The organism is Streptomyces sp. NPDC006385, assembly GCF_040612485.1.
Classification (GTDB): Bacteria; Actinomycetota; Actinomycetes; order Streptomycetales; family Streptomycetaceae; genus Streptomyces.
In genome coordinates, this window is the sequence record NZ_JBEXQG010000010.1 from 39,970 (window position 1) to 66,315 (window position 26,346).

17 protein-coding genes are annotated in these 26,346 nt (G+C 70.8%); 1 reads left to right on the forward strand and 16 read right to left on the reverse strand.

The window, feature by feature from the left end:
• Window positions 1-25 precede the first annotated feature (25 nt).
• The 9 genes from ABZ078_RS10390 to ABZ078_RS10430 all read right to left on the reverse strand — a co-directional run bounded on the left by ABZ078_RS10390 (window position 26) and on the right by ABZ078_RS10430 (window position 13,221).
• Window positions 26-2,188 (reverse strand): peptidase domain-containing ABC transporter, encoded by a 2,163-nt coding sequence (locus tag ABZ078_RS10390; protein WP_356573649.1) that lies wholly within the window; start codon window positions 2,186-2,188, stop codon window positions 26-28.
• Window positions 2,188-5,001: a type 2 lanthipeptide synthetase LanM gene (lanM, locus tag ABZ078_RS10395; RefSeq protein WP_356573651.1), complete on the reverse strand. Its 2,814-nt coding sequence runs from the start codon at window positions 4,999-5,001 to the stop codon at window positions 2,188-2,190. The genes ABZ078_RS10390 and lanM (ABZ078_RS10395) overlap by 1 nt, the downstream gene beginning before the upstream one ends.
• 96 nt (window positions 5,002-5,097) lie before the next feature.
• Window positions 5,098-5,268, reverse strand: a complete 171-nt coding sequence (locus ABZ078_RS10400) for a class II lanthipeptide, LchA2/BrtA2 family (protein ID WP_356573653.1) — start codon at window positions 5,266-5,268, stop codon at window positions 5,098-5,100.
• A gap of 101 nt (window positions 5,269-5,369) precedes the next feature.
• Complete coding sequence (gene lanM / locus ABZ078_RS10405; RefSeq protein WP_356573654.1) at window positions 5,370-8,375, reverse strand: type 2 lanthipeptide synthetase LanM; 3,006 nt, start codon at window positions 8,373-8,375, stop codon at window positions 5,370-5,372.
• 64 nt (window positions 8,376-8,439) lie between these two features.
• Window positions 8,440-8,625, reverse strand: a complete 186-nt coding sequence (locus ABZ078_RS10410) for a plantaricin C family lantibiotic (RefSeq protein WP_356573656.1) — start codon at window positions 8,623-8,625, stop codon at window positions 8,440-8,442.
• Window positions 8,626-8,894: 269 nt separating this feature from the next.
• Window positions 8,895-9,833, reverse strand: coding sequence for an ADP-ribosylglycohydrolase family protein (locus ABZ078_RS10415; RefSeq protein ID WP_356573657.1), 939 nt, complete (start codon window positions 9,831-9,833; stop codon window positions 8,895-8,897).
• Between the two features lie 14 nt (window positions 9,834-9,847).
• A complete protein-coding gene (gene galE, locus ABZ078_RS10420) occupies window positions 9,848-10,828 on the reverse strand; it encodes a UDP-glucose 4-epimerase GalE (RefSeq protein ID WP_356573659.1) in 981 nt (326 codons plus the stop codon).
• 72 nt (window positions 10,829-10,900) lie between these two features.
• Entirely contained in the window at window positions 10,901-12,610 is a 1,710-nt protein-coding gene (locus tag ABZ078_RS10425; protein ID WP_356573661.1) for a glycosyltransferase family A protein, read from the reverse strand.
• A gap of 89 nt (window positions 12,611-12,699) precedes the next feature.
• Complete coding sequence (locus tag ABZ078_RS10430; protein WP_356573663.1) at window positions 12,700-13,221, reverse strand: MarR family transcriptional regulator; 522 nt, start codon at window positions 13,219-13,221, stop codon at window positions 12,700-12,702.
• Window positions 13,222-13,340: 119 nt separating this feature from the next.
• Here ABZ078_RS10430 and ABZ078_RS10435 point away from each other — a divergent pair, with 119 nt between their 5' ends.
• Window positions 13,341-13,754: an organic hydroperoxide resistance protein gene (locus ABZ078_RS10435; protein ID WP_356573665.1), complete on the forward strand. Its 414-nt coding sequence runs from the start codon at window positions 13,341-13,343 to the stop codon at window positions 13,752-13,754.
• A 49-nt stretch (window positions 13,755-13,803) separates the two neighbouring features.
• Here ABZ078_RS10435 and ABZ078_RS10440 read toward each other — a convergent pair whose 3' ends face one another.
• The 7 genes from ABZ078_RS10440 to ABZ078_RS10470 form a co-directional block, all read right to left on the reverse strand.
• Window positions 13,804-15,402, reverse strand: coding sequence for a hypothetical protein (locus tag ABZ078_RS10440; protein ID WP_356573667.1), 1,599 nt, complete (start codon window positions 15,400-15,402; stop codon window positions 13,804-13,806).
• A gap of 41 nt (window positions 15,403-15,443) precedes the next feature.
• The gene (locus tag ABZ078_RS10445; RefSeq protein ID WP_356573669.1) at window positions 15,444-17,681 is read right to left on the reverse strand and encodes a bifunctional glycosyltransferase family 2 protein/CDP-glycerol:glycerophosphate glycerophosphotransferase; all 2,238 of its coding nucleotides are present in this window, start codon (window positions 17,679-17,681) and stop codon (window positions 15,444-15,446) included.
• Window position 17,682: 1 nt separating this feature from the next.
• The gene (locus ABZ078_RS10450; RefSeq protein ID WP_356573671.1) at window positions 17,683-19,884 is read right to left on the reverse strand and encodes a CDP-glycerol glycerophosphotransferase family protein; all 2,202 of its coding nucleotides are present in this window, start codon (window positions 19,882-19,884) and stop codon (window positions 17,683-17,685) included.
• Between the two features lie 157 nt (window positions 19,885-20,041).
• On the reverse strand, window positions 20,042-22,303 hold the full coding sequence (locus tag ABZ078_RS10455) for a bifunctional glycosyltransferase family 2 protein/CDP-glycerol:glycerophosphate glycerophosphotransferase (protein ID WP_356573673.1): 2,262 nt from the start codon (window positions 22,301-22,303) through the stop codon (window positions 20,042-20,044).
• Window positions 22,304-22,473: 170 nt separating this feature from the next.
• A complete protein-coding gene (locus tag ABZ078_RS10460; protein ID WP_356573675.1) occupies window positions 22,474-23,385 on the reverse strand; it encodes a carbohydrate ABC transporter permease in 912 nt (303 codons plus the stop codon).
• Window positions 23,382-24,665, reverse strand: coding sequence for a sugar ABC transporter permease (locus tag ABZ078_RS10465; RefSeq protein ID WP_356573916.1), 1,284 nt, complete (start codon window positions 24,663-24,665; stop codon window positions 23,382-23,384). Before ABZ078_RS10465 ends, ABZ078_RS10460 begins: the two co-directional genes overlap by 4 nt.
• Window positions 24,666-24,732: 67 nt before the next feature.
• Complete coding sequence (locus tag ABZ078_RS10470; RefSeq protein ID WP_356573677.1) at window positions 24,733-26,109, reverse strand: ABC transporter substrate-binding protein; 1,377 nt, start codon at window positions 26,107-26,109, stop codon at window positions 24,733-24,735.
• Window positions 26,110-26,346: the final 237 nt, after the last annotated feature.

Below are 26,346 nucleotides of genomic sequence, written 5' to 3' on the forward strand. Positions count from 1 at the left end.
TCCCTCACTCTCCTCGCTGCTGTTGTCAGACGCTCTTGAGGTCCGCCTGCGAGCGGATCAGTTCCCGGTACGGGCCGGGCTCCGCGATCAGGTCGTCGTGACGGCCGGTCTGGACGACCCGGCCGTGTTCGAGGACCACCACGAGGTCGGCGTCGACGATCGTCGACAGTCGGTGGGCGATGATGATTCGCGTGCACTCCAGCCGGTCGAGAGCGGCCGCGATCCTGGCCTCGGTGATGGTGTCCAGGGCGCTCGTCGCCTCGTCGAGGACGAGGATGCGGGGCTGCCGGGCGAGTGCCCGGGCCAGGGCGATCCGCTGGCGCTGGCCGCCGGACAGGCTGCCGCCCATCTCCCGCACTGGCGTGTGATAGCCCAGCGGCATCGCCGCGATGTCCTCGTGGATCTGTGCCTGGTGCGCAGCGGCGACCACCGCGTCCATGGTGGCGTCGGGGACGCCGAAGCGGATGTTGTCCGCGATGCTGCGGTTGCTGAGCACGACGTCCTGCGGGACGTACGCGGCACCCTGGTAGAAGGCATCCGCGCTGATCTCCCTGATCGAGACGCCGTCGTAGGAGATATCCCCGGACTGGAGCGGATACAGGCCCATGAGGAGCTTGCCCAGGGTGGACTTGCCCGAGCCCGAGCCGCCCACGATGGCGACCCTCTCCCCGGGCCTGATGTCGAACGACACGTCGGCAAGGGCCGGTGTCTTCGCGCCCGGGTAGAAGAAGGCCACCTCACGCAGCCGGACCGCACCCTGCACGACGGACGGTCGGTCACCGAAGGCCCCCCGGAACTCGGGCTGGTGGAGGATGTCGCCGACCCGGGCCACCTGAGCGTTCGCGGTGATCAGCTGGGTGAAGGCGCCCGAGAGGGACATCACCGTACCCAGACTGGTCGCGGTCAGCGTCTGTGCCGCCACGGCTGAACCGAGGTCCAGCGAGCCCTTCAGCACCAGCCATAGGCCCACGGCGAGGACGAGCAGCGGACCGAACACCTGGAACACGGAGTAGCCGCTGGTTGCCACGCCTTGGAGGACGATCCTCCGCCGGGTCTGCTCCAAGCCCGCCGCGTATACCTTCTGCCAGTCCTGGAAGAAGGCGCCCGTCATCCCGGAGACCTTCAGGGTCTCGATCGACGACAGGGCCTCCATCTGGAGGGAGGAGGACTTCGCGGTCTCACTGATCTCGCGCTCGGTGATGCGCCGGATCGGCCGGTAGGTGGCCACCGCGACGGCGATCATGGTCAGGAAGACCCCGAAGGCCGTCATTCCCAGCGTGAACGAGCGGTAGAACATGTAGCCGAAGATGGCGATGATGCTGCCGAGGTCGAGCAGCACGACCGATATCTGGCTGGAGATCATGTCCCGTACGGACGTGATGCTGGACAACCGGTAGAACAACTCGCCCTGCGAGCGGTTGGCGAAGTACTTGTACGGCAGGTCGAGCAGTTTCCTGAACGTCTTGCCCATCATCGCCTCGCCCAGGCTCCGGATCACGGTGGCCAGGCACACCGAACGCAGCACGGAGAGCAGGAAGAAGACCGCCATCGGGACCGTGAAGGCCACGAGCACCAGCGCGATCGGCGTCGTCTCCAGATACCTGGCGTAGTCGTTGACCGCGTACTGGGTGGCGATCGGCATGAAGATGGTGAGGGAGTACAGCACCAGCGACATGACGAATGCCTGGAGCAGGGGTCTGCAGGCGCCTGTCAGGGATCGCAGGTACTCCCGCCACACGCTCGGCTCACGGTGGCGCACCGGCTGATGACCGGCGGCCGGCACGGCCTCCAGGGCGAGGCCCGAGTAGTGCGCCTCGAACTCCTCGACCGGGTACTTGCGCCGCCCGCTGCCGGGGTCGACGACGGTGACGTGGTGTTCGTCGATCTTCTCTACGATCACGACATGGCTGTCGTCCCAGTAGGCGATGAGCGGAAGGGCCAGCTGGCCGAGGCGGTTCGCACCTGCCCGGAACGCCCGGACCTGGAAGCCGCGGCCGCGCAGGATGTCGGCGATCTCCTTGATCGTTAGGCCGTCGCGCCCGACCTCGTGCTCGCGGCGCAGCGTGGTGACGGAGTCGTGGGAGCCGTACGCGGACAGCACCATCGCGATGCAGCACAGACCGCACTCGGCCTGGGCGAACTGCTGGACCTCCCGGACCCGTCGGACCCTGCGGAAACGTCCTGCCATCAGTGGCCTCCCAGGCAGCGAGGAAGGCCGGTTCCGGGGTGGTCCAGCATCGACTGAGCCTGGTACCAGCCGGAGAGGCCGAGGAAGAAGGACGGGAGGTGCGGCTCGGTGCCGATGCCGCACGTCCAGCCGCCGTCCGCGTACCGGTCGAGGAAAGTGGTGCGCAAGGCTGCGGCCTGGGTGCGCAGTTGGGGCCAGTCGAGCCGGTCCGCCAGCTGGCACAGGACCGCGATGCGGCCGGCCACGCCATGGCAGAAGCTGATGTCGGGACCGAGGTCGCCGGTCACGAGCCGCTCGATCTCCGGGGCGATCTCCGCCCGGACGCGCCCGGCCGACTCACCGAGGGCGAGGAGGAGCCCGGCGGTCGCGGAGGCGATGCCTGCGTACCCCTTGCACCAGCCGCTACCGCTCGTCCGGTCGCGGAGGCTTTCGTCCTGCCAGCGCTCGCGCGCGTAGCCGTAGGCAAAGCGCTCCAGGTGTTCACGGGCGCCGCTATCTCCGTCCAGGTCGGCCGCGACCATGGCGCTCATGGCGGCGATACGGCCGAACCTGCCGTGCGCCAGGCCGAGTTCGACTCCGACAAGGTGTGTCCGCGGGTCGCCGTCCACGGCGACGAGACGCCGCAGCAACTGCTCCGGGGGTATCCCGGTCGGCTCAGGGGCGCCGTGTTCCAGGTAGGAGGCGAGGTAGACGAGGTAGCCGCCGTAGCCGTTGAGGTGGTCGAAGTCGGCGACGGTCAGGGTGTCGATGTCGAGGGGCACTGCTGCTGGAAGGGCAGCGAAACGGGCGTCGGGTCGGCGGAGCCGACGGATCTCCCAGTCGGTGACGAGGTCTGACAGCGCTCCCGTGAACGGTGACATCGACAGGGGAGAGCCGTCCACCGCAGTCTGAGGGGACAATGCGGACGCGCATACCCGCTCGATGTCCGCGCCGACCGGGGAGACGCCGGTGCGCGTTGCGGTCTGAGCAAGGTGCAACAAGAGGCCGCCGCCGTCGTACAGGGTGGCGTTGACGGGGCCGAGCCGCAGCCCGTCGCCCTGCAGCCGGGTCATCAGCCATGTCGGCGCGTCATCTGCTCCGACCACCAGGTCACGGATGGTGGTGTGCCAGGCCCGAGGGTCGGACAGATCCGGGAACTCTGTGCGGCGGGAGGCGTCGCGCACTTCCCAGACGTCGTCGACCGAGCCGGCGAGCGCGTAGCGGAGGTAGGTGAGGTCCCGGGCGGGCGGGCGGATGAAGAAGGAGCGCACGGCGGCGAGGGCGGACTCCCGTGGTGTGGCCCCCGCGGCACTGCGGATCTCCTCGCCGAGGCCGCCGCGCAGCAGGTCGGAGTCGCAGTCGACGGTGAAGAAGGGCACGTCGAGATCGAGGAGCGCGGCCACCTCCTCGCGATGCAGCACTTCGGCGGACTCTGGGGCGACACCCCGGTAGTGGCGCGGCAGCTTGCCGAGGAGTTCGGCCCGCTCCTCGGTGCTGCCCAGGTATGCGGGATGGGTGGACGCCTCAAGGAACCGGGCGTACACGTAGGTGGGGCGGACAACCTGGCGTACCGCCCAGTCGCGGGAGTCCTGTACGGCCGCTTCGATCGCGTCCTCGTGGGCGCTGAGCAGCGCGCGGGCCTCGCGGTAGCCGGCGGCGATGTCGTCGGACCAGTCTCGCGGGTCCAGCGGTTGGCCCGCCACTGTGGCCATGTTGGCACCGTGGGTGACGACGACCTGGCTGCGCTCGAAACGGATGTCGTTCGTGCCCGCGTCCACGACCACGTACGCCTGAAGGTGCTCGGAGGCACCGGGCCGCACGCAGCCGATCCCCGATATGTCGACGTCCAGCTTGGCGCCCGTGTACCGAGTCGGGAGGAGAACCGTGTTGAGCAGTGAGCGCTCGACGTCCAGGTTCAGTGAGGCCACAGCCGAACGGGGGCCGTTGGGTGGGCAGTTGGGGAGGGAGACGAGTGTCTCAGTGTCGATGACGACGGGACCCTCGGGGACGGCGATGATGTTCTCATGGTGCAGATCGGTGGCGCCGATCATGCTGAGGAGGGCAGTTACCCGGCCGAAGCGCCGGAAGTACCGGGCGCCGTGCGCCTCGGTCTCCTCGATGTCGTCGACGCTCACGATGTCCGCGTGCTCGACGAACTCCTGCCATACGTGAGTCGGGCGGACGACGGACCGGGGGATCAGGGGGCCGAAGAACGTGCTGTCCGCGTCGAGCAGGGTGCGCAGAGTGGAGAGCAGTTGCCGGCAGTTGTCCTGTTGCGGCTTGAACACGGCCCGGGTGCCGTCGTCCCAGCCCACCAGACAGACGGTTCGACCGCCCCGGTGAGCGTCGCCGAGCCCCGGGACCACTGTGGTGATCCGTCGGTGTGAGCAGGCCGCGCCGAGCAGGCCGTCCAGTGCGGCGCGGTCCTCTACGGCAGCGCTCAGGACGTCCCGCACGGTCCGTGTGGTTCGGGCGGTGACCAAGCGCAGCAGTCGGTCGAGTTCGGGGAAGCGGCGGAGGATCGCGTCACGGCCTTCTGCGTCGGCGACCCGGGCGTGGAACGCGTCATATGTTCCGCTCTCCGCGCGGAAGGAGGCGATGAGGGTCCGTACCCCGGTGTCGACGCAGACACCCATCAGCGAGCGGAGCGCGGACTCGGCGACGGTGCTGAGATCGGCGGTGTCGGCGGTCATGCCGACGGACGAGGCGGGGAGTGCGGCGAGGTCGCGCGCGCAGTCTCGCAGGAACGGGCTGTAGAAGGCGCCGAAGACATCTGCCCTCTCCTCGGTGAGACGCTTCACCAGATCTTCGAGGAACGCGTCGCTCAGTTGCACTTTCTTGCCTTCGTCAGGGGTGGGAGGGTGGAGCCGGGCGCCCTGGAAGCAAGGTTCGGGGGCGCCCGGCCGCCGCGGGGTCAGCCGCTCGGCGGTTCAGCAGCGCGTGGTGCAGCCGCTGGTCGGGCAACCGCCCTGCATCGCGGCGCTGGCGCCGACGACGACGCTGGTGGCAAGGGCGGGAGTCCAACCCGCGGCGAGGGACTCCGGCGCGTCGGCGAGCTCGACGAGCTCGTCGGCGGAGACGTAGCCAGTGATGTCGTTCATGGCAATGTTCTCCATGATCGTTCCTTTCTCTCGGTGGTGCTTTCCGTGCCAGGGCCCGCGGGTATCGGATGCGGGCCCGGGTTCGTGGGGCGCCGGCGCCGTCAGGCGAGGCGCAGCAGGGAGGGATGGCTCTCCGGGTCCAGGTGGTGCAGGACGGACCAGGCGAGCCCGGCCTCACCGACCATGAGGCTGTTGGTGTACGCGTACTTGGTGTCCCATCGCTGCCCGTACCGTTCGACGACCTCGTCGAAGAGCCGCGGATACAGGTCTTCGACACCGGCGCCGAACAGCCCGGGAAACCGCGCCTCGCCGAGCGCCACGATCTCGGCGCTGGCCAGGTCGCCGTGGCAGTACGTCGGGTTGTTGCCGAAGCCTCGGCTGATGGTGAGCGCGGCGAGCCGAGAGAGTGCCTGCGGGGTGACGGCACCCGGCGCGTGCTCCACCGCGGTCAGCGCGCCGAGCAGCAGCCCGGGCGCCCCGTGGCACCAACCGTACGAGCGCTCCGGCTCGCCCCACACGCGCGGCCAGTCGCCGTCGCTCTCGTCGAAGGCGCCGAGCGCCGCGTCGACGATCCGCAGACCGAGGTCCCGTACCGCGGGTTCGGAGAACTCGGTCCCGTAGCGCAGCAGGACGGGCCCGATGCCCATCGCGCCATGCGCGTAGCCCGTGTACGAGGTGACCCTGGTGTTCTGGAGGCCGAGACCGCCCAGGGCCTGCACCTCCTCGTTGGCGATGGTGCGCACTGCCCGCGCGACGGTTTCCTTCCCCGCCGGGCCGGTCGCACGTTCGTGCAGAGCCAGGGAGACGGCCAGGGCGCCGCCCATCCCGCTCAGGAAGTCAGTGCCGGCCTCTGGCGCGGAGCAGCGGGCGAGCTCCCCGGCCAGATCGCCCATGCGCCCGGGGTCCGGCTCGTCCAGGAGGTCCCGGGCGACGGCGATCGCATAGGCGGTCCCGGCCATGCCGGTCATCCCGCCGACGGACACGCCTTGTTCGGCTAGGAGGCCGCTGCGCAGCTGCTCCTCGGCCGGGTCAAGGACGCGGCGCGCGGCGTCGGCGAAGTCGCGGCGTCCGGTCTCCCGGGCCAGGGCGGCGAGGACGAGGGCAGGGCCGGGGCTGCCGCCGTACAGGTCGTAGCCGAGGGTGCCCGGGCTCCACTGGCTCTGTGAGTCCGTGGTGACTTGCGGGGCGATCCAGGTCGCCGGATGGCGGGGGTCGGTGGACCTCACCATGGTCGCGAGCAGCCGGTCTCCGATGCGCTCCGCTTCCCGTACGAGCCTGCCGCGGTCCACCACAGTCGCGGACCGGTCGGCGGAGCGAACGGGAATGAATCCGGTCCTTTCCGGCTCTGTCGGCAGCTTATTGACGAACGAGAAGTCGATGAGGCGGAGCTCACGGGCGATGACGTCCTCGTTGAGGCCGTTGATCCGGTCGCGGACGGTCTCCAGCGCGGGCTCGGCCAGGGCGTCGGTCCGTACGACACCGTCCCGGGAACTGAGTGCGCAGGTCCGGGCCGTGTACGAGAAGTACGGGACATCTCCTTCGGCCATCTGCCGGACCTCGGCGTCCGCGATCTCCGGGTTGTCGCCGGTGCGCAGCACGACGCGGTTCAGGACGGCGGCACGGATCACCGGGTCGGCCATCGCGTGCGGGTGGGTTGCCATGCGTAGCAGCTGGGCGTAGAAGATCGTGGCCTGGTTGACGTGCCGGAACTGCGCCTCGCCCAGGAAGCTCTCGACGGCGCCCACGACATCGCTCGGGTGGGCAGCCGCGTACTCCAGAACCCGGCGGAACTCGGCCTTGACGATGTCTCGTTGGTCGGACACCGGTAGCTCGGTCGCGCGCTGCACCGCGAGGTTCGCGTTGGCGGCGGTCGTCTCGGTGGCCACCATCCTGACGAACATGTCGTCACGGCCGGCGTTCTGGATGCCGAGGGACTTGTACGGGGTGCGCTGACCGCTGTCGTATCCGATGGCGCCGATGTCCATGCCGTGCTCGTCGTCCCCAGCCTTGACGACGAGCGGCAACAAGCCCGACCCGATGATGGACTCCTGCAGGATGAGCGCCGCGATCTTGGAGGCCGCACCGTCGTTGTACGCATCGGGGGCGCGCAGCCGTGGTGAGAGCAGGGTCTCGGTGTCGACGACCACCGGCCCGGAGGCGCACGACACAACGTTCTCGAAGTGGATGTCGGTGGCCTTGAGTAGGAAAAGGATGCCCGCGAGGGTGCCGATACGGGCGAAGTACTCCTTCTGCTCGCCTGCGTACTCCTGGGTAGGGATGAACTCGACGAACCCGCCCTGCTCGGTGGGCAGGACGGCCACCGTCGGCAGGTCCGTGCCGAGGCGGTCGTTGATCCATGCGACGAAGGAGTTGTAGCCCGCCTCCGCGGCGATCGGATGCGGCTTGTAGAGGACCCGGCCGCCGTCGGCGAAGACGACTTGTGTGACGGATCGCCCGCCGTTGTGGGTGTCACCCTCTCCGAGGACCAGTCGTTCGACCTCGGGAGTCGCGCTGCCTTCGGGGAGGAGCATCCCCCACTGGTTCCTGCCGGCCTCGATCTCCTGGAGCAGCTCCACGACATACCGTGCGGACGCCTCGACGCGACAGTCCACTTGGTGGAAGAGGTGTGGGTAGGTGGCGAGCAGGTGGCCGTATCCGGCCGCGCTGTTGGTCCAGTGACGGAATGCTGCGTACCGCTCCTCCGGAGTGTCGCCGTGGAGGAGGCCCTGCGTGCGGTGCCGATGGAGCTCCTCGACCAAGGTCCGGATCATCAGCCGGGAGACAAGGCCCGTCTGGTTGACGATGAAGTCGTCGATGATGGCGTTCGAGGCGGCCACTACGGAGGAGGCACGTACCGCGTCGCGGACGAGTTCCGCCCAGGGCAGTACGAAGTGCTGGAAGAAGTCGTGGAAGACGCCGTCGGCGTCGAGGGACGGGTCGTAGGCCGCGGGCGGTCCCGGCCGGCGCCGCTCCTCCTCCTCGCCGTCCGTGGCCGCTACTGCCCGAAGTCGCTCCTCGACGTGCTCGATGAGCTCGGGGTGGGTCAGCTCCGGCAGATACGTCCGCAGGACGTCGGCCAGGTCGATGGACTCGTCGTGACTCTTCATGAAACCGGATCCAGGGCGGAGAGGTGGGTGACGCCGGGAAAGGGCGGTTCCCGGCGTCATTGGGTTACTTGCAGTTCTTCTGGCACTCGGCGGTGGCGGTGCAGAAGTTCCCGTTGTTGCCCAGGACGTAGCTGGCGCCGTAGCAGGTCAGGGAGGACAGGATGGTGCCCGTGCCCTGGCCGGCGGCGCTGACGGCGTCGAGCTTCTGGTCACTGATCTCTTCGAGAATTCCGACGTTCGGGTTCGCCATGAGGCTCACACCTTTCACGAGAGGGAACAGCACGCCCGAGGGCCGGTGCCGGTCCGTTCCTTAGCGATCTTGACCATCGGAACGTTAGGGAACAACCGCGTGCATTTCCCCCGTCCAGGGGCGGGGCCGAGTCGGGGCTTCAGACTGGGGAGGGAGGGGCTGCTTCGCCGGCGTCGGCGCCCCGATCAGGTGCGGGATCGTGTTACGGCCGGACGCCAGGCCCAGCGCGACATCGACCAGTGTGGGCACCGGCCGGCGATCACTCAGCGCTAGCCGCTCAACGTCCGGGCGAGCTCGGTCAACTCCCCCACCCGCAAGGTTCGTCCACTGAACCCTGGCAGTGGCACGTGCAGTGCCATCGTCCATCGCTCCGGCACGGCGGCGATGCCGTACACCGCCCCGGCCAGCCCGCCCGTCACCGCGGCCACCGTGTCCGTGTCGCCGCCGAGGTCGACGGCTGCGCGGACGGCGTCCTCGTACGACGACGTGGTGCGCAGGGCCCAGACCGCGGAGCCGAGGCAGGGCCATACCGCGCCGTTGAACTCCGTGGCGTCGTCGGGATGCCAGTCGGGGGCCAGGACGACGGCGTAGCGCTCCCGGTGGTCGGGGTGGACCGCGGCGAGGGTGTCGGGGAGGGCGGCCAGCGGGTCGCCGCCCGCCAGCGCGATCCGCACCACCGCATGGAAGACGGCGGTGCCCTCCCAGGCCGCCCGGTCCCCGTGGGTGAGGGCCGCGAGTCGCCGGGCGGCGTCCATGGTGGCGTCGCGGCCGTGGCTCGCGAAGTGGACGGCGGAGGTGGCGGCCCGCATCAACGCCCCGTTGCCGGCCGCCCGTTGGTTGGTCTGGAAGTGCAGCGCGGCGGCCATGTCCCAGGGATCGCCACTGCTCAGCACGGCTTCTGTCTGCAGCCCGATGTCCTTGGGGCCGGCGGCCGCCCAGCGCTGGAACCGCCGGAAGACGTCCGGGAGTTCGAGCCCGCCGCACTCCGACAGAGACTCGCCGACGAGTACGGCCATCTGCGTGTCGTCGGTCGCCTCGCCCGGCTCCCAGCCGCCGCCCCCGCACATCTCGCCGCCCTGCCCCGGCTCCGGAAAGCGGTCCGAGAAGGCGCCCTCGGGACCGAACTCGAAGGGCGCGCCCAGAGCGTCACCGACAGCGGAGCCGATGACGGCGCCGAGGGCGCGCTCGATGCGGAGGGACTCGGTCATTCCGCGAGGTTACGTCAGTCGCGCGCCGCCCCCGGATGCAGCCGCACCCACCCCTCCCAGGCCGACGCGATCATGTCCTGCACGTCGTGCTTGGCCTTCCAGCCCAGTTCGGTGGCGATGCGGTCGGCGGAGGCGACTACGCGGGCCGGGTCGCCGGGGCGGCGCGGGGTGACGGTCGGGGGGCGGTCGTACCCGGTGACGGCGTTGATGAGGTCGATCATCTCGCGGACCGAAACGCCCTCGCCGCGGCCGATGTTGAGGGTGAGGTCCAGGCCGGGGGAGGACTGGAGGGCGCGGGCCGCGGCCACATGGGCCTCCGCCAGGTCGACCACGTGGATGTAGTCGCGGATGCACGTGCCGTCGGGGGTCGGGTAGTCGTCGCCGAAGATGCGCGGGGGCGCGTTCTCGGTCAGTTTCTCGAAGACCATGGGGATGAGGTTGAAGACGCCGACGTCCGCGAGCTCGGGAACGGCAGCGCCCGCCACGTTGAAGTAGCGCAGCGACGCCGTGGACAGGCCCGTCGCGCGGCCCGTCGCCCTGACCAGCCACTCGCCGGCCAGCTTCGTCTCGCCGTACGGCGACATCGGCACGCACGGCGTCTCCTCCGTCACCAGGTCCACGTCCGGCATGCCGTACACCGCCGCCGAGGAGGAGAAGACGAAGGACAGCACGTCCGCCGCCGTCAGGGCTTCCAGGAGGACGCGCAGGCCCTCGACGTTCTCCCGGTAGTAGTGCAGGGGGAGGTCGACCGACTCGCCGACCTGCTTCTTCGCCGCGAGGTGCACGACACCGGTGACGTGGTGGTCGGCGAGGGCGCGGGCGACGCGCTCGCCGTCCAGGGTCGAGCCGACGACCAGCGGCACGCCGTCGGGCACGCGGTCGGCGATGCCGGTGGACAGGTCGTCGTACACCACGGCTTGCTCGCCCGCCTCGGTCATCGCGCGTACGACGTGCGCTCCGATGTAACCGGCGCCGCCGGTGATGAGCCAGGTCATGTGCGGCTGTCCCCTCGTCAGTGGCCCGGTGGCCCGGTGGCCCGGTGGCCCTGTGGTCGTCCGTGGTCGGTATCAGTGACAGTGAAGCAGGCGGCGGAGTCTGGCGCGGGCGACAGACGTCACTCCCCGTAGGCCCGGGGCCACGCGTAGGGCCAGGGCTCCGGAGTGGGTGGCATACGGCTGGACGAGTACCACGGCGTGACGGGCGCTGACCACGGCGCGACGGCGCAGCAGACCGGCGCCCGTGAGGGCGTGCGCCGTGACCTCACGGTGCGCGCCGCCTCGGAAGACCACCCGCAGGCGCAGATCCCATGTGCTCGTCCCGGAGGGCCTGGATGTGCCGGACATCGCGAGCATCCGGGATGTCCTGGACATCCTGAACATCCCGAACATCCCGGTCCCGAACGCCCCTGGCTCCCCGAACACGGCCCACTGAACCGTCGTCTCCGCCGACCACACCCCGTCCCCCGAGCTCGTGAGCCCCACCGTCGTACGCGGACCCGCCGTCCGCCCCGTCTCCCGGCACCGCCACTCGATCTCCAGCGCCTCCGGGCCCGCCTGCGCCACCCGCCCGTACAGCTCGTGCAGACGCAGCCGGAGGAGGGCGGCACGCGCGCGTGGGCGCAGTTCCGCGTCGACGGCGAGGGGGAGGAGACGGAGCGGGCGGGTCAGCAGCGGCTCCAGGGTGACCTGGGGGAGCCCGGCCGACCAGACGGGCGTGCCGTCGGCGGCCCGGGCATAGGGAGGGAGGAGGCGGGCGGGGCGGGCGGCGAGGTCCCTCAGGCGGGGCAGGTCGCGGGGCTCGGGGGAGGCCAGGACGACGCGGCCGATGAGGCGGCCGGGCGCGGTGGGGTTGTGCGCCCAGTCGGACGCGTCGTACTCGGCGAGGTACGCCCGCGTGTGCGCCCACCACGCGCGCTGGTAGTGCGAGGTGTGCAGCTCCAGCTCGCGCGCGTACATACGCAGTTCGTGGTCGAGGAACTTGGCGCGTGCCGCCCGCGCCAGCTCCTTGAGCCCGGCGCCCAGCAGGGTCTCGTACGCCTGCCGGCCGGCCTCCGTGCGCGCCCGCCAGTTGGAGACGTCGGCGCGGTCCAGGGAGATCGACAGCCGGTCGGCGGAGCGGCGTACGTGCCAGACGTACACCCGGTCCGGCACGAGGGCGATGCGTGGACCGGCGGCGAGGACGCGCGCGGTGAAGACGAAGTCCTCGTAGGGGAAACGGCCTTCGGGGAAGCGGATGCCGTGGTCGCGCAGGAAGTCCGTGCGGTAGAGCTTGTTGACGCAGAGCGTGTCGTGGACCAGGCGCGGGCACTGCGCAGGGCGCTCGAACACGGCGTGCGCGGCGTAAAGAGACCCCTGCCACGGGACCTCGCGGCCCTCGGGCAACTCCCGCCGCACGCACAGTCCGCTCGCCACCTCCGCGCCCGCCCGGGTCGCCGCCGCGAGCAGCGCGTCCACCGCGCCCGGCGGGAGGACGTCATCGCTGTCCAGGAACATCACGTACGGCGTCGTCACCCGGTCGAGCCCGGTGTTGCGCGGGGTGCCGCAGCCGCCGCTGTTGACCCGGCGCCTGACCACCTGCACGCGCGGTTCGGTCGCGGCGAGCCGGGCGAGCAGCTCCGCGCTGCCGTCCGTCGAGCAGTCGTCGACGGCGATCACCTCCCGCACGGCGGGGCCCTGCGCCAGCGCCGAGCGCACGGCGGTCGTCACATGCGCGGCATCGTCGTAGCCGATGACGACGACGCCGACCTGCGGGGTGTGCGCGGAGCGGGGGTGGTTCATCACAGCCGATCGTAAGCCGGATGAAAGCCGTGTTCGGGATGATACGCCGACGCTGACCGATAAAAATCTACTAATACGAGTAAATCGGGCTACGCCTCACGCCCGGGCACTTCCTCCAGTGCCACGTCCTCCAGTGCCCCTTCCTCCAGTGCAGCCTCCTCCAGAGCCGCCGCGTCCAGCGCCGCCGTGAGCTGGTCCAGCCGTGCCCGCAGCTCGCGGATCTCGTCCACGTCGAAGCCCGTAGCCGCGGCGATCCGGCGCGGCACCTGAAGCGCCCGCTCCCGCAAGGCGGCGCCCTCCTCCGTCAGCCGCACCTCCACGGAGCGCTCGTCGCGGACGCTGCGCTCCCGGCGCACCAGCCCCGCCGCCTCCAGCCGCTTGAGCAGCGGCGACAGCGTGCCGGAGTCGAGGCGCAGGTGTTCGCCGAGCTTCTTCACGGGGAGGTCGCCGTGCTCCCACAGCACCAGCATCGCCAGGTACTGCGGATAGGTGAGCCCGAGGTCCTTCAGCACCACGCGGTAGACGCCGCCGAAGGCGCGCGAGGCGGCGTTCAGGGAGAAGCAGATCTGCTGGTCGAGGCGGAGCCAGTCGGCCGCGGGCGTGGTCGTCATGCCTCCAGGGTAGCTCGCGCCCACCATTTAGTTGTGCCCAATTTAATTGTGTGCTCTACTTGTGGTCGTGCGGCGGCCGGCAGAGCCGCCGGAACGTGACACGAGAGGGATGGTTTTCCATGGACGCGCTCTACACCGCTGTCGCCACCGCCACCCACGGCCGCGAGGGCCGCGCCGTCTCCGACGACGGCAAGATCGACCTTGCCCTGGGCATGCCGGTCGAGCTGGGCGGCAACGGGCAGGGCACCAACCCGGAGCAGCTGTTCGCCGCCGGGTACGCCGCCTGCTTCGGCAGCGCCCTCGGTCTCGTCGGCCGCCAGGCCAAGGTCGACGTCTCCGACGCCGCCGTGACCGCCGAGGTCGGCATAGGCAAGCAGGGCGAGGGCTTCGGCCTCGCCGTCACCCTCCGCGTCGAGCTCCCCGACACCCTGGACGAGGCGACCGGCCGCAAGCTGGTCGAGCAGGCCCACCAGGTCTGCCCCTACTCCAACGCCACCCGCGGCAACATCCCGGTCGACCTCGTCATCGAGTAACCCCACCGCCAACCCCCTCCGCGCGGACGTCACCCGATCCGCGCGGACGTCACCCGATCCGCGCCAGCACCTCCCCCGTCTCCCGGCTCCACGCCACCACCACCGCCTCCTCCGGCACCCGCTTCCACCGCGTCAGCAGCAGCCAGCGCGCGTGGTACCGCCGGGCGATGGCGGTGCGCTCGGCGCGGGTCGACGTCGGGGCGAGGTAGGCGCGGACATCGGCCAGCCGCCGTGCCCGTTCCCGGTCGTCGAGGGCGGGGTCGGGCCAGGTCGGCGCGGCGAGGTTCGGCCCGTACCCGGGGATGGAACGGGGCGCGAAATGCCCGTCGGAGATCACCACCTCGCCCTTCCCGACATGCCGCGCCACCCACGCGTACGACGGCCAGATCGACGGCTGTTCGAGCCCCACCGGATCCAGCGCGTGCGGCACCACCGCCCCGCCCTGCACGGTGAGGAACCCCACGCAGGCCCCGGCGGCCGCCGCCCCACCCAGCACCTGGTGCGCCCTGCCCCACGGCCGGGGCGCCGCCAGCTCCACCGCGAGCGCGAACTGCAGCGGCACCAGGGTGAGCCCGAGGATCCTGCCGTAGGTGTAGTGGCCGCTGACCCAGCCGTACGCCACGAGCAGGCAGTCGAGGGCGAACAGCAGCACCAGCGGATCCCGCCAGGTGCACCGGCGCCACCGCGCCCACAGAGCCGGCAGCCCCAGCAGTGCGAGCCAGAACTGACCGAAGAGGTGCTCGTACAACCGCCGGTGAATGCCGTCCACGCTGCTGTCCCCGGCCAGCGCGAACACGTCGAAGTACGGCCAGCACCCGGCGAGCAGCGCCGCCGTGCCCGCCGCCACCGCCCACCGCACGGCCACGGCGCCCCGCCATCCGCGCTGCCACCCGGCGACGAACGCCACCGCCCCCAGCACCGCCGCCACCGCGGTGATCGGATGGATCAGCAGGATCAGCCCGTACAGCGCCCCGAGCCCCGCGTAGCCGGCGAGACCGGGCAGCCCGCTCGGCCCGACGTAGCGGACCGGCCCCCGACCCCGTGCGCGCGCCCCCGTCAGCGCCCAGGCCCAGAAGGTGAGCCCGATGGCGAACGCCGAGGGATAGCCGAGGTTGCCGGTCATCGACATCAGGCTCAGGTACCCGCTCCACCAGGCCCGCTCGGTCCCCCACAGCAGCGTCATCGCCCCCAGCGCCAGCACCGGCGCCCACGGCCTCGGCGTGAGCACCCGCACGAGGCGGCCGATGCCGGTCAGCAGCACGAGCAGGTTCAGCGGGCCCGCCAGCCGCACCACCTCCCAGCCGCCCAGCCCCGTCAGCCGGGCGAACGCGCCCTGCGCGACCGCGTACGGCGAGTAGTAGGGACTGCCCGCGCCCGGCAGGTCCGCCATCGGGTGCCGGGGGTGGAGCAGGGACGCCTTCAGGCGCTCGACCACCGCCGCGTGCTGGCCCGCGTCGCAGCACAGCGGCACGGCCCAGTACGCCAGCAGCATCACCAGGAAGAACAGCAGGCCGAAGACCTGGTACGGCGTCGGACGCCGACCGCGGCCGCCGCGCAGCGCACTCGCTCCGCGCACGGTCCTCCGGACGAGGACACCGACAGCGGCGCCCGCGGCTCTGGTCGTGGAGGTTGTGTGGGTTTGAGGCATTTGCCGTATGTTCCCGGTCGGGTCAACGGCCCTACCTCACGTCACCTCATCGAGTGAGTCCGCGCGGTCGCCGGAGCCGGCACCCGCCGCGCCCCGACCGGATGCTCCGGCATCCGCTCACCCAGCATCAGCGTCCGCACGACCCGCTCCGCGGCCAGCCCGTCGTCGAACTCGCAGAACCGCTCCCGGAACCCGGCCCGCAACCGCTCCGACTCCCCGTCCCGCCAGGTCCCGGACGCGAACAGCCACGCCAACTCCCGGTAGGAGCGCGACACATGACCCGGCGCGTCGGCCGTGATGTCGAAGTAGGCGCCCCGGCTGGCCGCGTACGCCCCCCAGTCGTCGGCGTGGATCACGATCGGCCGGTCCAGGTTGGCGTAGTCGAACATCAGGGCGGAGTAGTCGGTGACCAGGACGTCCGCGGCGAGCATCACGTCCTCGACGTGCGGCTCGTCCGTCGCGTCGATCAGCACGCCCCGCCGGTGCAGATCGGCCAGGCCCGCCCCGCGTGCCGTGCCCTGCGCCAGAGACGGATGCAGGCGTACGACGAGGGTGTGCCCCTCGCCCAGGTCCGCGGCGAACCGGGCCAGGTCGATCCGGTCGACATGACCGCCCCGGCGGTAGTCACGACGGGTCGGCGCGTACAGCACGACGGTGTGCCCGGCGGGGACGCCGAGCCGGGCGCGGGCGGCTTCAGCGGCCTCCGGACCGGCGCCGACCAGCACGTCGTTGCGCGGGCTCCCCGTCCGCAGCGACGTGAAGTGGCACGGGTACGCCCGCTCCCACACCAGCTCCGAGTGCCGGTTGGCCACCAGGCTGTAGTCCCAGCGGTCCGCGCGCCACAGCATCTTCGGCACGTCGAAGCCGTGCCGGGCGCCGGGCTTGGTCAGCAGGTCGGCCGCCATGTACTTCAGCGGGGTGCCCTGGTGGGTCTGGAGGTGGACGCTGCCGGGGCGCTTGGCCAGCGTGCCCGGCCAGTTGACGTTGTTCACCCAGTACGTGGCCCGCGCCATGACCTCGTGGTAGCGCCGTGAGCCCGGCGTGACGAAGTCGGTGCCGGGCGGCAGCTCGTCCACCGCGTCCTCGCGGACCACCCACACACCCTTGATGTGCGGGGCGATCTCGCGGGCCTTGGCGTGGATCGCCGCCGGATCACCCAGCACACCCCGGTGCGAGAACGCCGAGTAGACGGCCAGGTGCGGATCGAGCGGCAGCTTCGACCGGGCCGCGTACCAGGCGCGTCGGGCCCGCTGCGACGCCGCTCGCGTGACCCGCCGCTTGCCGCTCCCGGCCACCCTGCGCAGATCACGCAGGCCGCGCGCCACGGCGTACGAGGCGTAGGGAGCCGTCGCCAGCAGCCGCATCTCCTTGCCGCGCCAGCCGTCCGGCGGGGTGAAGCCGCCCTCGGGCAGGTGGCGGGCGTGGAAGGAGCGGATCTCGCGGTAGAAGTCCGGGCGGTCCGCGGGCCGCACCCGGTCCTCGCGGGCGAGCACGAACAGCATGTGGTCCAGGGCCCGTTCGAACAGCAGCGGACGCGCCCACGCCAGGTCCGGGCGCTCCTCGAGAAAGGCGAACAGGCCCTCGTACTGGGGAAAGATGTCGAAGTGCCGCCGCCCCGGCGTCTTGGTGATCGCGCCCTGCCGACGCTGCCGGTACTCGACGCCGATCCGCTCCATGCACGCGATGCGGTCGGCGAGGACCATCGAGCGGTAGGTGACCGGCGCGTCCTCGTACAGGCCGGGGGCGTAGCGCAGCTCGTGCTTGAGGAAGAAGTCGCGGCGGTACGCCTTGTTCCAGGCGACCAGGAACAGATGCAGGTACTCGGGGTTGTCGCGGACGTTGAACGTGTCCGTGCCGGCGGCGGCCAGCAGGTCCGCCGCCGTGCTGCGGCCGCCGCGGCCCCACCAGTGCGTGCGGACGTGGTCGAAGACCAGGATGTCCGGATCGTCGTTCCCCTCCAGACGTGCCGCCACGGCGGCCAGCAGGCCCGGTGTGTAGGAGTCGTCGCTGTCGAGGAACAGGACGTAGTCGCCGCCGGCCTGCTCCAGACCGGCGTTGCGGGCCCGGCCCAGGCCCACGTTCTCCGGCAGGTGCAGCACGCGCACGCGCGGGTCGCGGTCGGCGTAGTCGTCCAGGATGGCGGGGCAGCCGTCGGGGGAGCGGTCGTCGACGGCGATCACCTCGAAGTCGGCGTACGACTGCCCGAGCACCGAGTCGAGACACTCCCGCAGGAAGCCCTGCACCTTGAAGACGGGGACGATGATGCTGAAGCGGGGCACGTCAGTTCCTCACGAGGGTCGTCGCGGCGGGGGCGGGGATGCGCTCGGCGAGGGGGATCACCGCCGGAACCGCCTCCGGCGGCTCACCCAGCAGCACCCGGCGTACGACGCGCTCGGCGGCACGACCGTCGTCGAACTGGCAGAAACGCTCCCGGAACGCGGCGCGCAGGGCCCTGGCCTCCGCGTCCGCCCACGAACCGTCGCGGAACACGGCCGCCAGCTCCCCGGGCGTGCGCGCCACCCGGCCCGGCGGGGCCTTCATCAGGTCGAAGTAGACGCCCCGCAGCTCCCGGTAGACATCCCAGTCGTCCGCGTACACGACGATCGGCCGGTCCAGGTTGGCGTAGTCGAACATGATGGACGAGTAGTCGGTGATCAGCGCGTCGGCGGCCAGGCACACGTCCTCGGAGGAGAGATGGCCGGTGACGTCGATGATCCGGCCGGTGCCGCGTGCGGCGCCCCGGTCGTAGAAGTAGTGGGCGCGCAGCAGCACGACGTACTCGTCCCCGATCTCCTCGCACAGCGCCTGAAGATCGAGGCCGGTCTCGAAGCCGGTGGCGTAGTCGCGGTGCGTGGGCGCGTAGAGCAGGGCCTTCTTGCCCTCGGGGACGCCCAGTTCGCGGCGGACGCGGGCGACGTCGGCGGCGGTCGCCGTGTAGTAGACGTCGTTGCGCGGATAGCCGTACTCCAGGGGCTCGTGCGCCGACGGGTACGCGCTCTCCCACATCTCGGTGGAGTGCCGGTTGGAGGTGAGGTTGTAGTCCCAGCGGTCCACGCGGGCCAGCAGCTTGGCGAAGCTGCCGGTCGCCGCGGCCACCACGGGATACGTCGACTGGTCGGCGCCCATCTTCTTCAGCGGGGTGCCGTGCTGGGTCGACAGATGCACGCTGCCCGCGCGCTTGACGACGGCGTCCGCGAAGTTGGCGTTGTTGATCAGGTACTTGGCACGGGCCAGCACGTCCCAGTACGCACGGCTGCCGATGACCGCGTACTCCACGTCCTTCGGCACGCGGTCCACCGCGTCCGGCTCGACCAGGAACACCGAGCGGATGTGCGGGGCGAGCTCGCGCGCCTTGGCGTGGATCGCGGCCGGGTTGCAGAGATAGCCGCGGCCCCAGTACGCGCAGTACACGGCGAGGTTCTGGTCCAGCGGGCGCCGCAGCTGCCACCGGTACCGCAGCCGGGTACGCAGCCCGCGCGGGCGCGGCACCCCCGCCACCGCCCGTGCCGCGGCCCGGTTCGCCCCGCGCAGCGCCCGGAACGCCGTGTACGCGCCCCGCGCCAGCAGCCGGTGCTGCACGCCGAGACTGCCGCCCGGCCACCGGAACCCGGCCGGGCGGTGCCGCCGGTGCAGCCTGCTCGCCCGGCGGAAGAAGGCCCGCCGTTCGCGCGGCAGCCGCCGCGGATGGGCCGCCGTCTTCAGTACGGCGGCGAAAAGCTGCTCGAACAGCGGCCCCGACCGCTCCCCGGGCAGCCCTTGCTCGGCGGCGCGCGTGAGGAGCGCCTCGACCTGGTCGAGCAGCTCGACGTGGTGCTCTCCGGGAAGGTTGAGGCGGCTGCCCTGCCGCCGCAGCAGATGCCGTACGACGACCTGGCGCAGCGTCGCCATGCGTTCGGCGCTCAGCACGACCAGGCCGCCGAACCCGATGTCGGTGAAGTGGCCGTCGGGGAAGGCGAGTTGCCGTTCGGTGAGGAAGGCCCGCCGGTAGGCCGCGCTCCACGCCGGGATCTCGACGCCCGTCAGCTCGGGGGCCTCCTCGGGCGGGAAGACCCCGCGTGGCACGCGCGCCAGCACGAGGGCCGCCGGGTTGGTCGGCTCGCCCACCCACCACGGGGTCCGCTCGTGCTCGAAGTACAGGACGTCCACGTCACCGGTCTCGCCCAGCCGGGCGTCCAGCGCCGCCAGCGCGCCCGGTACCAGCTCGTCGTCGCCGTCCAGGAACAGCAGCCAGTCGCCGATCGCCGCCCGCAATCCGGCATTGCGCGCCCCGGCCAGCCCGTCCGTCGGTGGCGAGTTGACCGGCGCCACCCGGCAGTCCCGCTCGGCGTACCCGGCGGCGACGCCCGCCGCCGGGGAGTCGGCGGCGTCACAGACCGGGATCAGCTCGAAGTCGCCGAATGACTGGGCGAGGACCGAGTCCAGCGCCTGGGACAGCCGGCCCGCGACCCCATGGGACGGAACGATGATGCTGAAGCGGGGCATACTGCTCTTTCTGTCGTGGTCGTTCAGGGGCCGGAGCCGACCTCAGCCGGCGCGAGGGCGACCGGGCCGCCCGGTCGGACGCCAGGTGGGCGGCCGGGTCGGTGTCGGCCGTGACGGGCTGGACGGCATAGGGACTCCTCTTCCGTGAGAACGGCGCTCAGAGGCTCTCGGTGACGGTCAGGGCACCCGTCGGTTGCGGCACGGTCGCGAGCGGGGACTGCGGGAGCGACGCCGCCGGCGACGGCACCGGGTGACGCTTGTCCAGCGGCACGACGGACGGGACACCCCGCTCGCCCAGCACCACATGGCGTACGACCCGCTCGGCGGCGCGTCCGTCGTCGTGCGGGCAGAAGCGCTCGCGGAACGCCGACCGCAGCTCGGCGGAGCGTGAGCCGCGCCAGTGGCCGGTGGCGAAGATGTCGATCAGCTCGTCCTCGCTGCGCGCCACCGCGCCCGGCGGGAAGGAACGCAGGTCGAAGTAGGTGCCGCGGGCCGCCTCGTACGCCTCCCGGTCCTCGGCGTGCAGCACGATCGGCCGGTCCAGGTTGGCGTAGTCGAACATGAGGGACGAGTAGTCGGTGACCAGGGCGTCCGAGGCCAGGCACAGCGACTCGACGCTCGGGTGGTCGGTGACGTCGACGACCTGGCCGGCGGTGGGCGCGAGAGGGCCGCCCTGCCGGTGGTGGGCGCGGGCCAGGATCACGAAGCGGGGGCCCAGGCGGCGCAGGACGCGATGCAGGTCGAGGGTGGTGCGCTGGGTGCGGCGGTAGTCGCGGTGGGTGGGGGCGTACAGGATCACGACCGAGCCGTGGGGGATGCCGAGCGACTCGCGGATGCGGGTCACGTCCGCCGACGTCGCCTGCTGGAAGACGTCGTTGCGCGGCGAGCCGTACTCCAGGGTCGTGTACCGGCCGGGGTACACGCGCTCCCAGGTCAGGGTGGAGTGGCGGTTGCCCGACAGGACGTAGTCCCACTTGTCGACGTCGTCGAGGAGGTCGTCGAAGTCCACGTCCGCCGCCGCTGCCGGGCGTTCACGCAGATCGAGGCCCATGTGCTTGAGCGGGGAGCCCTGCCGGGTCTGCACCAGGACCTGGCCGCGGCGCTTGACCAGGCGGCGGTCGAACGCCGCGTTGTGCACGAGGTACTTGGAGCGGGCGAGGGCCGTCCAGTACGCGGCCGTCTCCGGGCGCAGACGGCGGGTGCCGGTGGGGACGGGGCCCTGCTGCCCGTCGTCGGCGATCCAGGCCGTGCGGATGCGCGGGGCGTGCGTGCGGAACGCCTGCTCCAGGGCGCCCGGGTTGCAGCCGTGGCCGCGCACGCCGTGGGCGGCGAAGACGGCGCGGTCGGCGCGCACCGGGAGGCAGCGCTGGATGCGGTAGTGCAGGCGCAGGGCGGTGGAACGGACGCCCTTCAGCAGGCGGTTGGTGACCTTGGCGGTGCGGCGGATCAGGGCCGTCGTCAGCCGCAGGGCGCGGTACGTGCGGTGCAGGCCCAGGCGGACCAGGGTGTGGTGGAGCCGGCAGCGCAGCGCGACGGGGACACCGGGGGCGCGGTGCCGGCGGTAGCGCGTGCGGGCCATGCGCAGGAAATCGGCGCGGCTGCGGCGCGGGAGGCGGTCCGGTCGGGCGAACACCACCACGAAGTGATCGACCATCCGCCGGAACAGCAGCGGGCGCCACCGGTCGAGTTCGGGGTTCTGGTCGACGTACGCGAAGACCCGGTCGTACTGCTCGAAGATGTCGAAGTGCCGCGGGCTGACCGTGCCGAGGATGCTGCCCTGGCGCCGCTGGCGGTAGTGCACGCACACCCGGTCCAGGGTCGCGATGGACTCCGCCGACATCAGGACCGGGTACGTCCAGGGCGTGTCCTCGTAGTAGCCGGACGGGAAGGTGAAGCCCTCCTCCTCGACGAAGTCCCGCCGGTACGCCTTGTTCCAGGCGACCATCAGCAGGCGCAGCAGACCCGGGCGGTCCGCCAGCCGGAAAGGTGCCGGGCCCTTTTCGGTGAGCTGGGGGGCGGCCTGGTTGCGGATCGTCTCGCCGGTCCAGAAGGTGCGCGCGTAGTCGTAGACCAGGACCTCGGGATCACCGGTCTCCTTCAGCCGGTCCGCGATCGCGCGCAGGGCGTCGGGGGTGAGCGTGTCGTCGCTGTCGAGGAAGATCAGGTAGTCGCCGGTGGCCTGGGCCATACCCGCGTTGCGGGCGGGCCCCAGGCCCTGGTTCTCCGTGAGGTGCAGGGGGCGGACGCGCGCGTCACGGGCCGCGAACTCGTCGATGATCGCGCCGCACGCGTCCGGCGAACAGTCGTCGACGGCGATCAGTTCGAGATCGGCGTACGACTGTGAGAGCACCGATTCCAGGCACTCGTGCAGGTACGCCTGAACCTTGTACGCGGGGACAATGACACTGAACCTGGGCAAGGGGACATCCACTGGGTCGACCTGGGCGGTGGGGGCTGTCGCCCTGCCGGGAACGGCCAATGGAGTGACTTGGTTACGGTCGCGTACGGCATACGGGGGACGGTGCGGGAACGGCAGAAGGGGCGGCACCGGCGCACCGGTCCGCCCCCTCAAACCCCTTGTCCGCCCCGTTACTTGACCGCGCCCGCCATCACGCCGGACACGAACTGCCGCTGGAACGCGAAGAACACGACCAGCGGGATCACCATGGAGATGAACGCGCCGGGCGCCAGGACGTCGATGTTGTTGCCGAACTGCCGTACCTGGGTCTGCAGGGCGACCGTGATCGGCTGACTTCCCGAGTCCGTGAAGATCAGCGCGACCAGCATGTCGTTCCACACCCACAGGAACTGGAAGATGCCGAGCGCCGCGATCGCCGGACCGCCGAGCGGCATCACGACGCGGAGGAACAGGCGCAGTTCACCGGCACCGTCCAGGCGGGCCGCCTCCAGCAGCTCCCTCGGGATCTCCGCGAAGAAGTTCCGCAGCAGGAACACCGCGAACGGCAGCCCGAAGCCGACGTGGAAGAGGATCACGCCGATCAGGGACCCGAAGATGCCGATGTTGCCGAACAGTTCGGCGATCGGGATCAGCGCCACCTGCACCGGCACGACCAACAGGCCGACCACGCCCAGGAACCACCAGTCGCGGCCCGGGAACTCCATCCACGCGAACGCGTATCCCGCGAGCGAGCCGATGACGACGACGAGGACCGTCGCCGGGACCGTGATCAGCACCGTGTTGAGGATCGAGTCGGTGATGTCGGGGTTGCTCAGGAGCTTGTCGTAGCTCTCGAAGGTGAGTTGGGAGGGCTTGCTGAAGACCTCCCACCAGCCGCTCGCGGTCATCTCCTCCGGCGGGCGGAGGGAGGACAGCAGCAGACCGATCGTCGGGACCAGCCAGAACAGGCCGACCACGATCAGGAACACCCGCAGCAGTCCGCCGCTCACCCCGGAGGCGAGCCTCGCGCCGAGGGACTCCTTGGGCCTGACGGCCGTCAGCGGCTCGGGCGCCGCCTTGCCGATACCGGCGTCCGCGCTCATCGCCTGACCTCCCGCCTGAGCCGACGGATGTTGAACCACATCACCGGGATCACCAGCAGCAGCAGGAACACCGCGATGGCGCTCGCGATGCCCGGCTGGTCCTCGGAGAAGCCCTTGCGGTACAGCTCCAACGCGAGGACGTTCGCGTCGTCCTGGGAGGAGCCCGGGGCGATGATGAAGACCAGGTCGAAGATCTTCAGGACGTTGATCATCAGGGTGACGGTGACGACCGCGAGGACGGGTGCCAGCAGGGGCACCGTGACCCGGCGGAACACCTGCCACTCGTTCGCGCCGTCGACCCGGGCCGCCTCCAGCAGGTCGCGCGGGATGCCCGCGAGCCCGGCCGCGATCAGCACCATCGCGAAACCGGCCCACATCCAGATGTACGACCCGATGATGGCCGGCGTGACGAGGGACGGGCCGAGCCAGTCCAGGCCGTTGTACGCTTCCTTGAAGTTGTCCGGTGGCAGCCGCAGCAGCGCCCCGTCGGCGGCGGCCGGCAGCGTGAACGTGCCGTCGTCGGCGGCCCTCGTGGAGGCGACCACCTTGCCGTCCTTGACCGCCTCGATCTTCATCCCGGCATAGCCCAGCTCGGACGCGTCGACCCCGCCGAGCGTGCCGACGCCCTTGCCGCGCGTGAAGTCCTGCCAGGTGGTGCCGGTGACCTCGTTCGGCTCCGCCTTCGCCGGTACGGCCCGCTCGGCGTCGTCCGGCATCTGGTCGGGGGCGACGCCGACCAGGGGCAGGACGACCGGGTCGCCGGCGCTGACGGTGGCCTTGGTGATGAAGCCGCCGCCGGGTGCCGCTTCGAGCGGCGACTCACGGCCCGGGTGGGCCTTCGGGAACGCCGACGCCTGCACGAAGGTGTCGTGGACGCCCACCCACACGGCGTTGGCGACGCCCTTGTCCGGGTCCTGGTCGTACACGAGGCGGAAGATGATGCCCGCCGCCAGCATCGAGATCGCCATCGGCATGAAGACGACCAGCTTGAACGCCGTACCCCAGCGCACCCGCTCGGTGAGCACCGCGAAGATCAGACCGAGCGCGGTGGCGACCGTGGGAGCGAACACCACCCAGATGATGTTGTTCTTCAGGGCGGTGCGGATGCCGTCGTCGGTGAAGAGGGCCTCGTAGTTGGCGAATCCGGCGAAGCCGTCGCCGGACTGGTCGTAGAAGCTGCGGATGACCGAGTACCCGATCGGGTAGACCACGAGCGCGCCGAGCAGCACGAGGGCGGGCAGCAGGAAGAGTGCCGCCATCGTCTTGCGCGTGCCGGTCACACTCTTGCGCGACTTGGGTGCGGCAGGGGTCGGAGAGACCCCTGCCGCTTCCGTCGACGCCATGGCGTCAGTTTCCGTACGCCGCGGCCGCGTCGGCTTCGAGCTTCGCCTGTGTGCCCGCGATGTTCGACGGGTTCTTCAGGAAGTCCTGGAGGGCCTTCCACTCGCCCTTGCCGGGCGTGCCGCCGAACGCCTGCGGCGCCTGGTCGGACATGTCGAAGCGGAAGTCGTCACCGGAGTCGATGAGCGCCTTGGCGATCTTGCGCTGCACCTCGTTCGGATACGCCGAGTTGTCCACGTTCTTGTTCGGCGAGAGGTAACCGCCGAGCTTCGCCTGGATCGTCGCCGCGTCCGGGGAGGCGAGGAAGGTGGCCAGCGCCTGCGCGGCCTTGGAGTCCTGGAGGATGACGGCCGCGTCGCCGCCGGAGACGACGGGCGCGGTGTCACCGACGGACGGGAACGGGAACACCTTCGCGCTCGTGCCGACCTCCGCCTTGGCCTGGGTGATGTTGACCTGCGCGAAGTCACCCTCGTAGACCATCGCGGCCTTCGGCTGGTCGCCGCCCGTGAAGACCTGTGTGACCGACGCCGGGAAGTCCGTCTGGAGCGCGCCGTCCGCGCCGCCCGCCACGTAGTCCTTCTTGCCCCACACCTGGGCGAGCGTGGTGAGCGCGTCCTTCACGGACGGGTCGGTCCACTTGATCTCGTGCTTCGCCAGTTGGTCGTACTTCTCGGGACCGGCCTGGGAGAGGTAGATGTTCTCGAACCAGTCCGTGAGGGTCCAGCCGTCCGCGCCGCCGACCGAGAACGGGGTGACGCCGGAGTCGTACACCGTCTGGGCGGTGGTGAGCAGCTCGTCCCACGTCTTGGGCTCGGTGGCCCCGGCGTTCTCGAAGACCTGGTTGTTGTACCAGATCAGGGACTTGTTGGCGGCCTTGTAGTAGACGCCGTACTGCTTGTCGTCGACCTTGCCGATGTCCTGCCAGCCCTGGGAGTAGTTCTCCTGGAGCTCCTTGATCGCGTCGGCGCCGAGAGGTTTGGCCCACTTCTTGTCGACGGCCTGCTTGATGGCGCCGGGCTGCGGAAGCATCGCGATGTCCGGCGGCTGACCGCCCGCGACCTTCGAGCCGAGGAAGTTGATGATCGGGTCCTGTGCGGGCACGAAGGTCACCTTGGCGCCCGTACGCTTCTCGAACTCCGCGAGGACCTTCTTGAAATTCGCCTGCTCGGCGCCGGTCCATACGGCGGCGACCTCAAGGGATTCGCCGTTCAGCTTGGGAAGGGTGACGGTGTTGCCGGTCTCCTGGCCGGTACCGCCCTGTTCGTTGCCGCTGTCGTTGTCATCGCCTCCGCATGCGGTGAGCGAGAGTGCGAGGGCGCCCGCGGCCACGGCTGCCGCGGTCCTGGCGGCCCTGCTTGTCCGGTTCCTGCTCGTGCTGCGCATCACTGCCCCGTTCTTCGTGCCTCGTCGAACGTTCGAGCGCTGTCCCGTGCGGTCTGGTCTACGCCTTGGTTCTGGGGGCGGCAAGACCGCGTCATGTGTCAACCCGGGGATCGTGACCCCCTCGTGACCAGGCACCCCGCAGGGACGACGCCGTCGGTGGGGGACGCGGTCCCCTGATGCGTGCTATCGGCCGGAACGGCGTGGTCCTCAAGTGCTCCGGAGCCCTCTCGCGGGATC

Excerpts from the sequence above, each read along its gene's own strand:
- ABZ078_RS10460 (WP_356573675.1), bottom strand. The coding sequence starts at position 23,385 with ATGAGCGCGGACGCCGGTATCGGCAAGGCGGCGCCCGAGCCGCTGACG.
- ABZ078_RS10390 (WP_356573649.1), bottom strand. The coding sequence starts at position 2,188 with ATGGCAGGACGTTTCCGCAGGGTCCGACGGGTCCGGGAGGTCCAGCAG.
- ABZ078_RS10430 (WP_356573663.1), bottom strand. The coding sequence starts at position 13,221 with ATGACGACCACGCCCGCGGCCGACTGGCTCCGCCTCGACCAGCAGATC.
- ABZ078_RS10450 (WP_356573671.1), bottom strand. The coding sequence starts at position 19,884 with ATGCCCCGCTTCAGCATCATCGTTCCGTCCCATGGGGTCGCGGGCCGG.
- ABZ078_RS10440 (WP_356573667.1), bottom strand. The coding sequence starts at position 15,402 with ATGCCTCAAACCCACACAACCTCCACGACCAGAGCCGCGGGCGCCGCT.
- ABZ078_RS10415 (WP_356573657.1), bottom strand. The coding sequence starts at position 9,833 with ATGACCGAGTCCCTCCGCATCGAGCGCGCCCTCGGCGCCGTCATCGGC.
- ABZ078_RS10400 (WP_356573653.1), bottom strand. The coding sequence starts at position 5,268 with ATGAACGACATCACTGGCTACGTCTCCGCCGACGAGCTCGTCGAGCTC.
- lanM (WP_356573654.1), bottom strand. The coding sequence starts at position 8,375 with ATGAAGAGTCACGACGAGTCCATCGACCTGGCCGACGTCCTGCGGACG.
- galE (WP_356573659.1), bottom strand. The coding sequence starts at position 10,828 with ATGACCTGGCTCATCACCGGCGGCGCCGGTTACATCGGAGCGCACGTC.
- ABZ078_RS10425 (WP_356573661.1), bottom strand. The coding sequence starts at position 12,610 with ATGAACCACCCCCGCTCCGCGCACACCCCGCAGGTCGGCGTCGTCGTC.
- ABZ078_RS10435 (WP_356573665.1), top strand. The coding sequence starts at position 13,341 with ATGGACGCGCTCTACACCGCTGTCGCCACCGCCACCCACGGCCGCGAG.
- ABZ078_RS10470 (WP_356573677.1), bottom strand. The coding sequence starts at position 26,109 with ATGCGCAGCACGAGCAGGAACCGGACAAGCAGGGCCGCCAGGACCGCG.
- ABZ078_RS10410 (WP_356573656.1), bottom strand. The coding sequence starts at position 8,625 with ATGGCGAACCCGAACGTCGGAATTCTCGAAGAGATCAGTGACCAGAAG.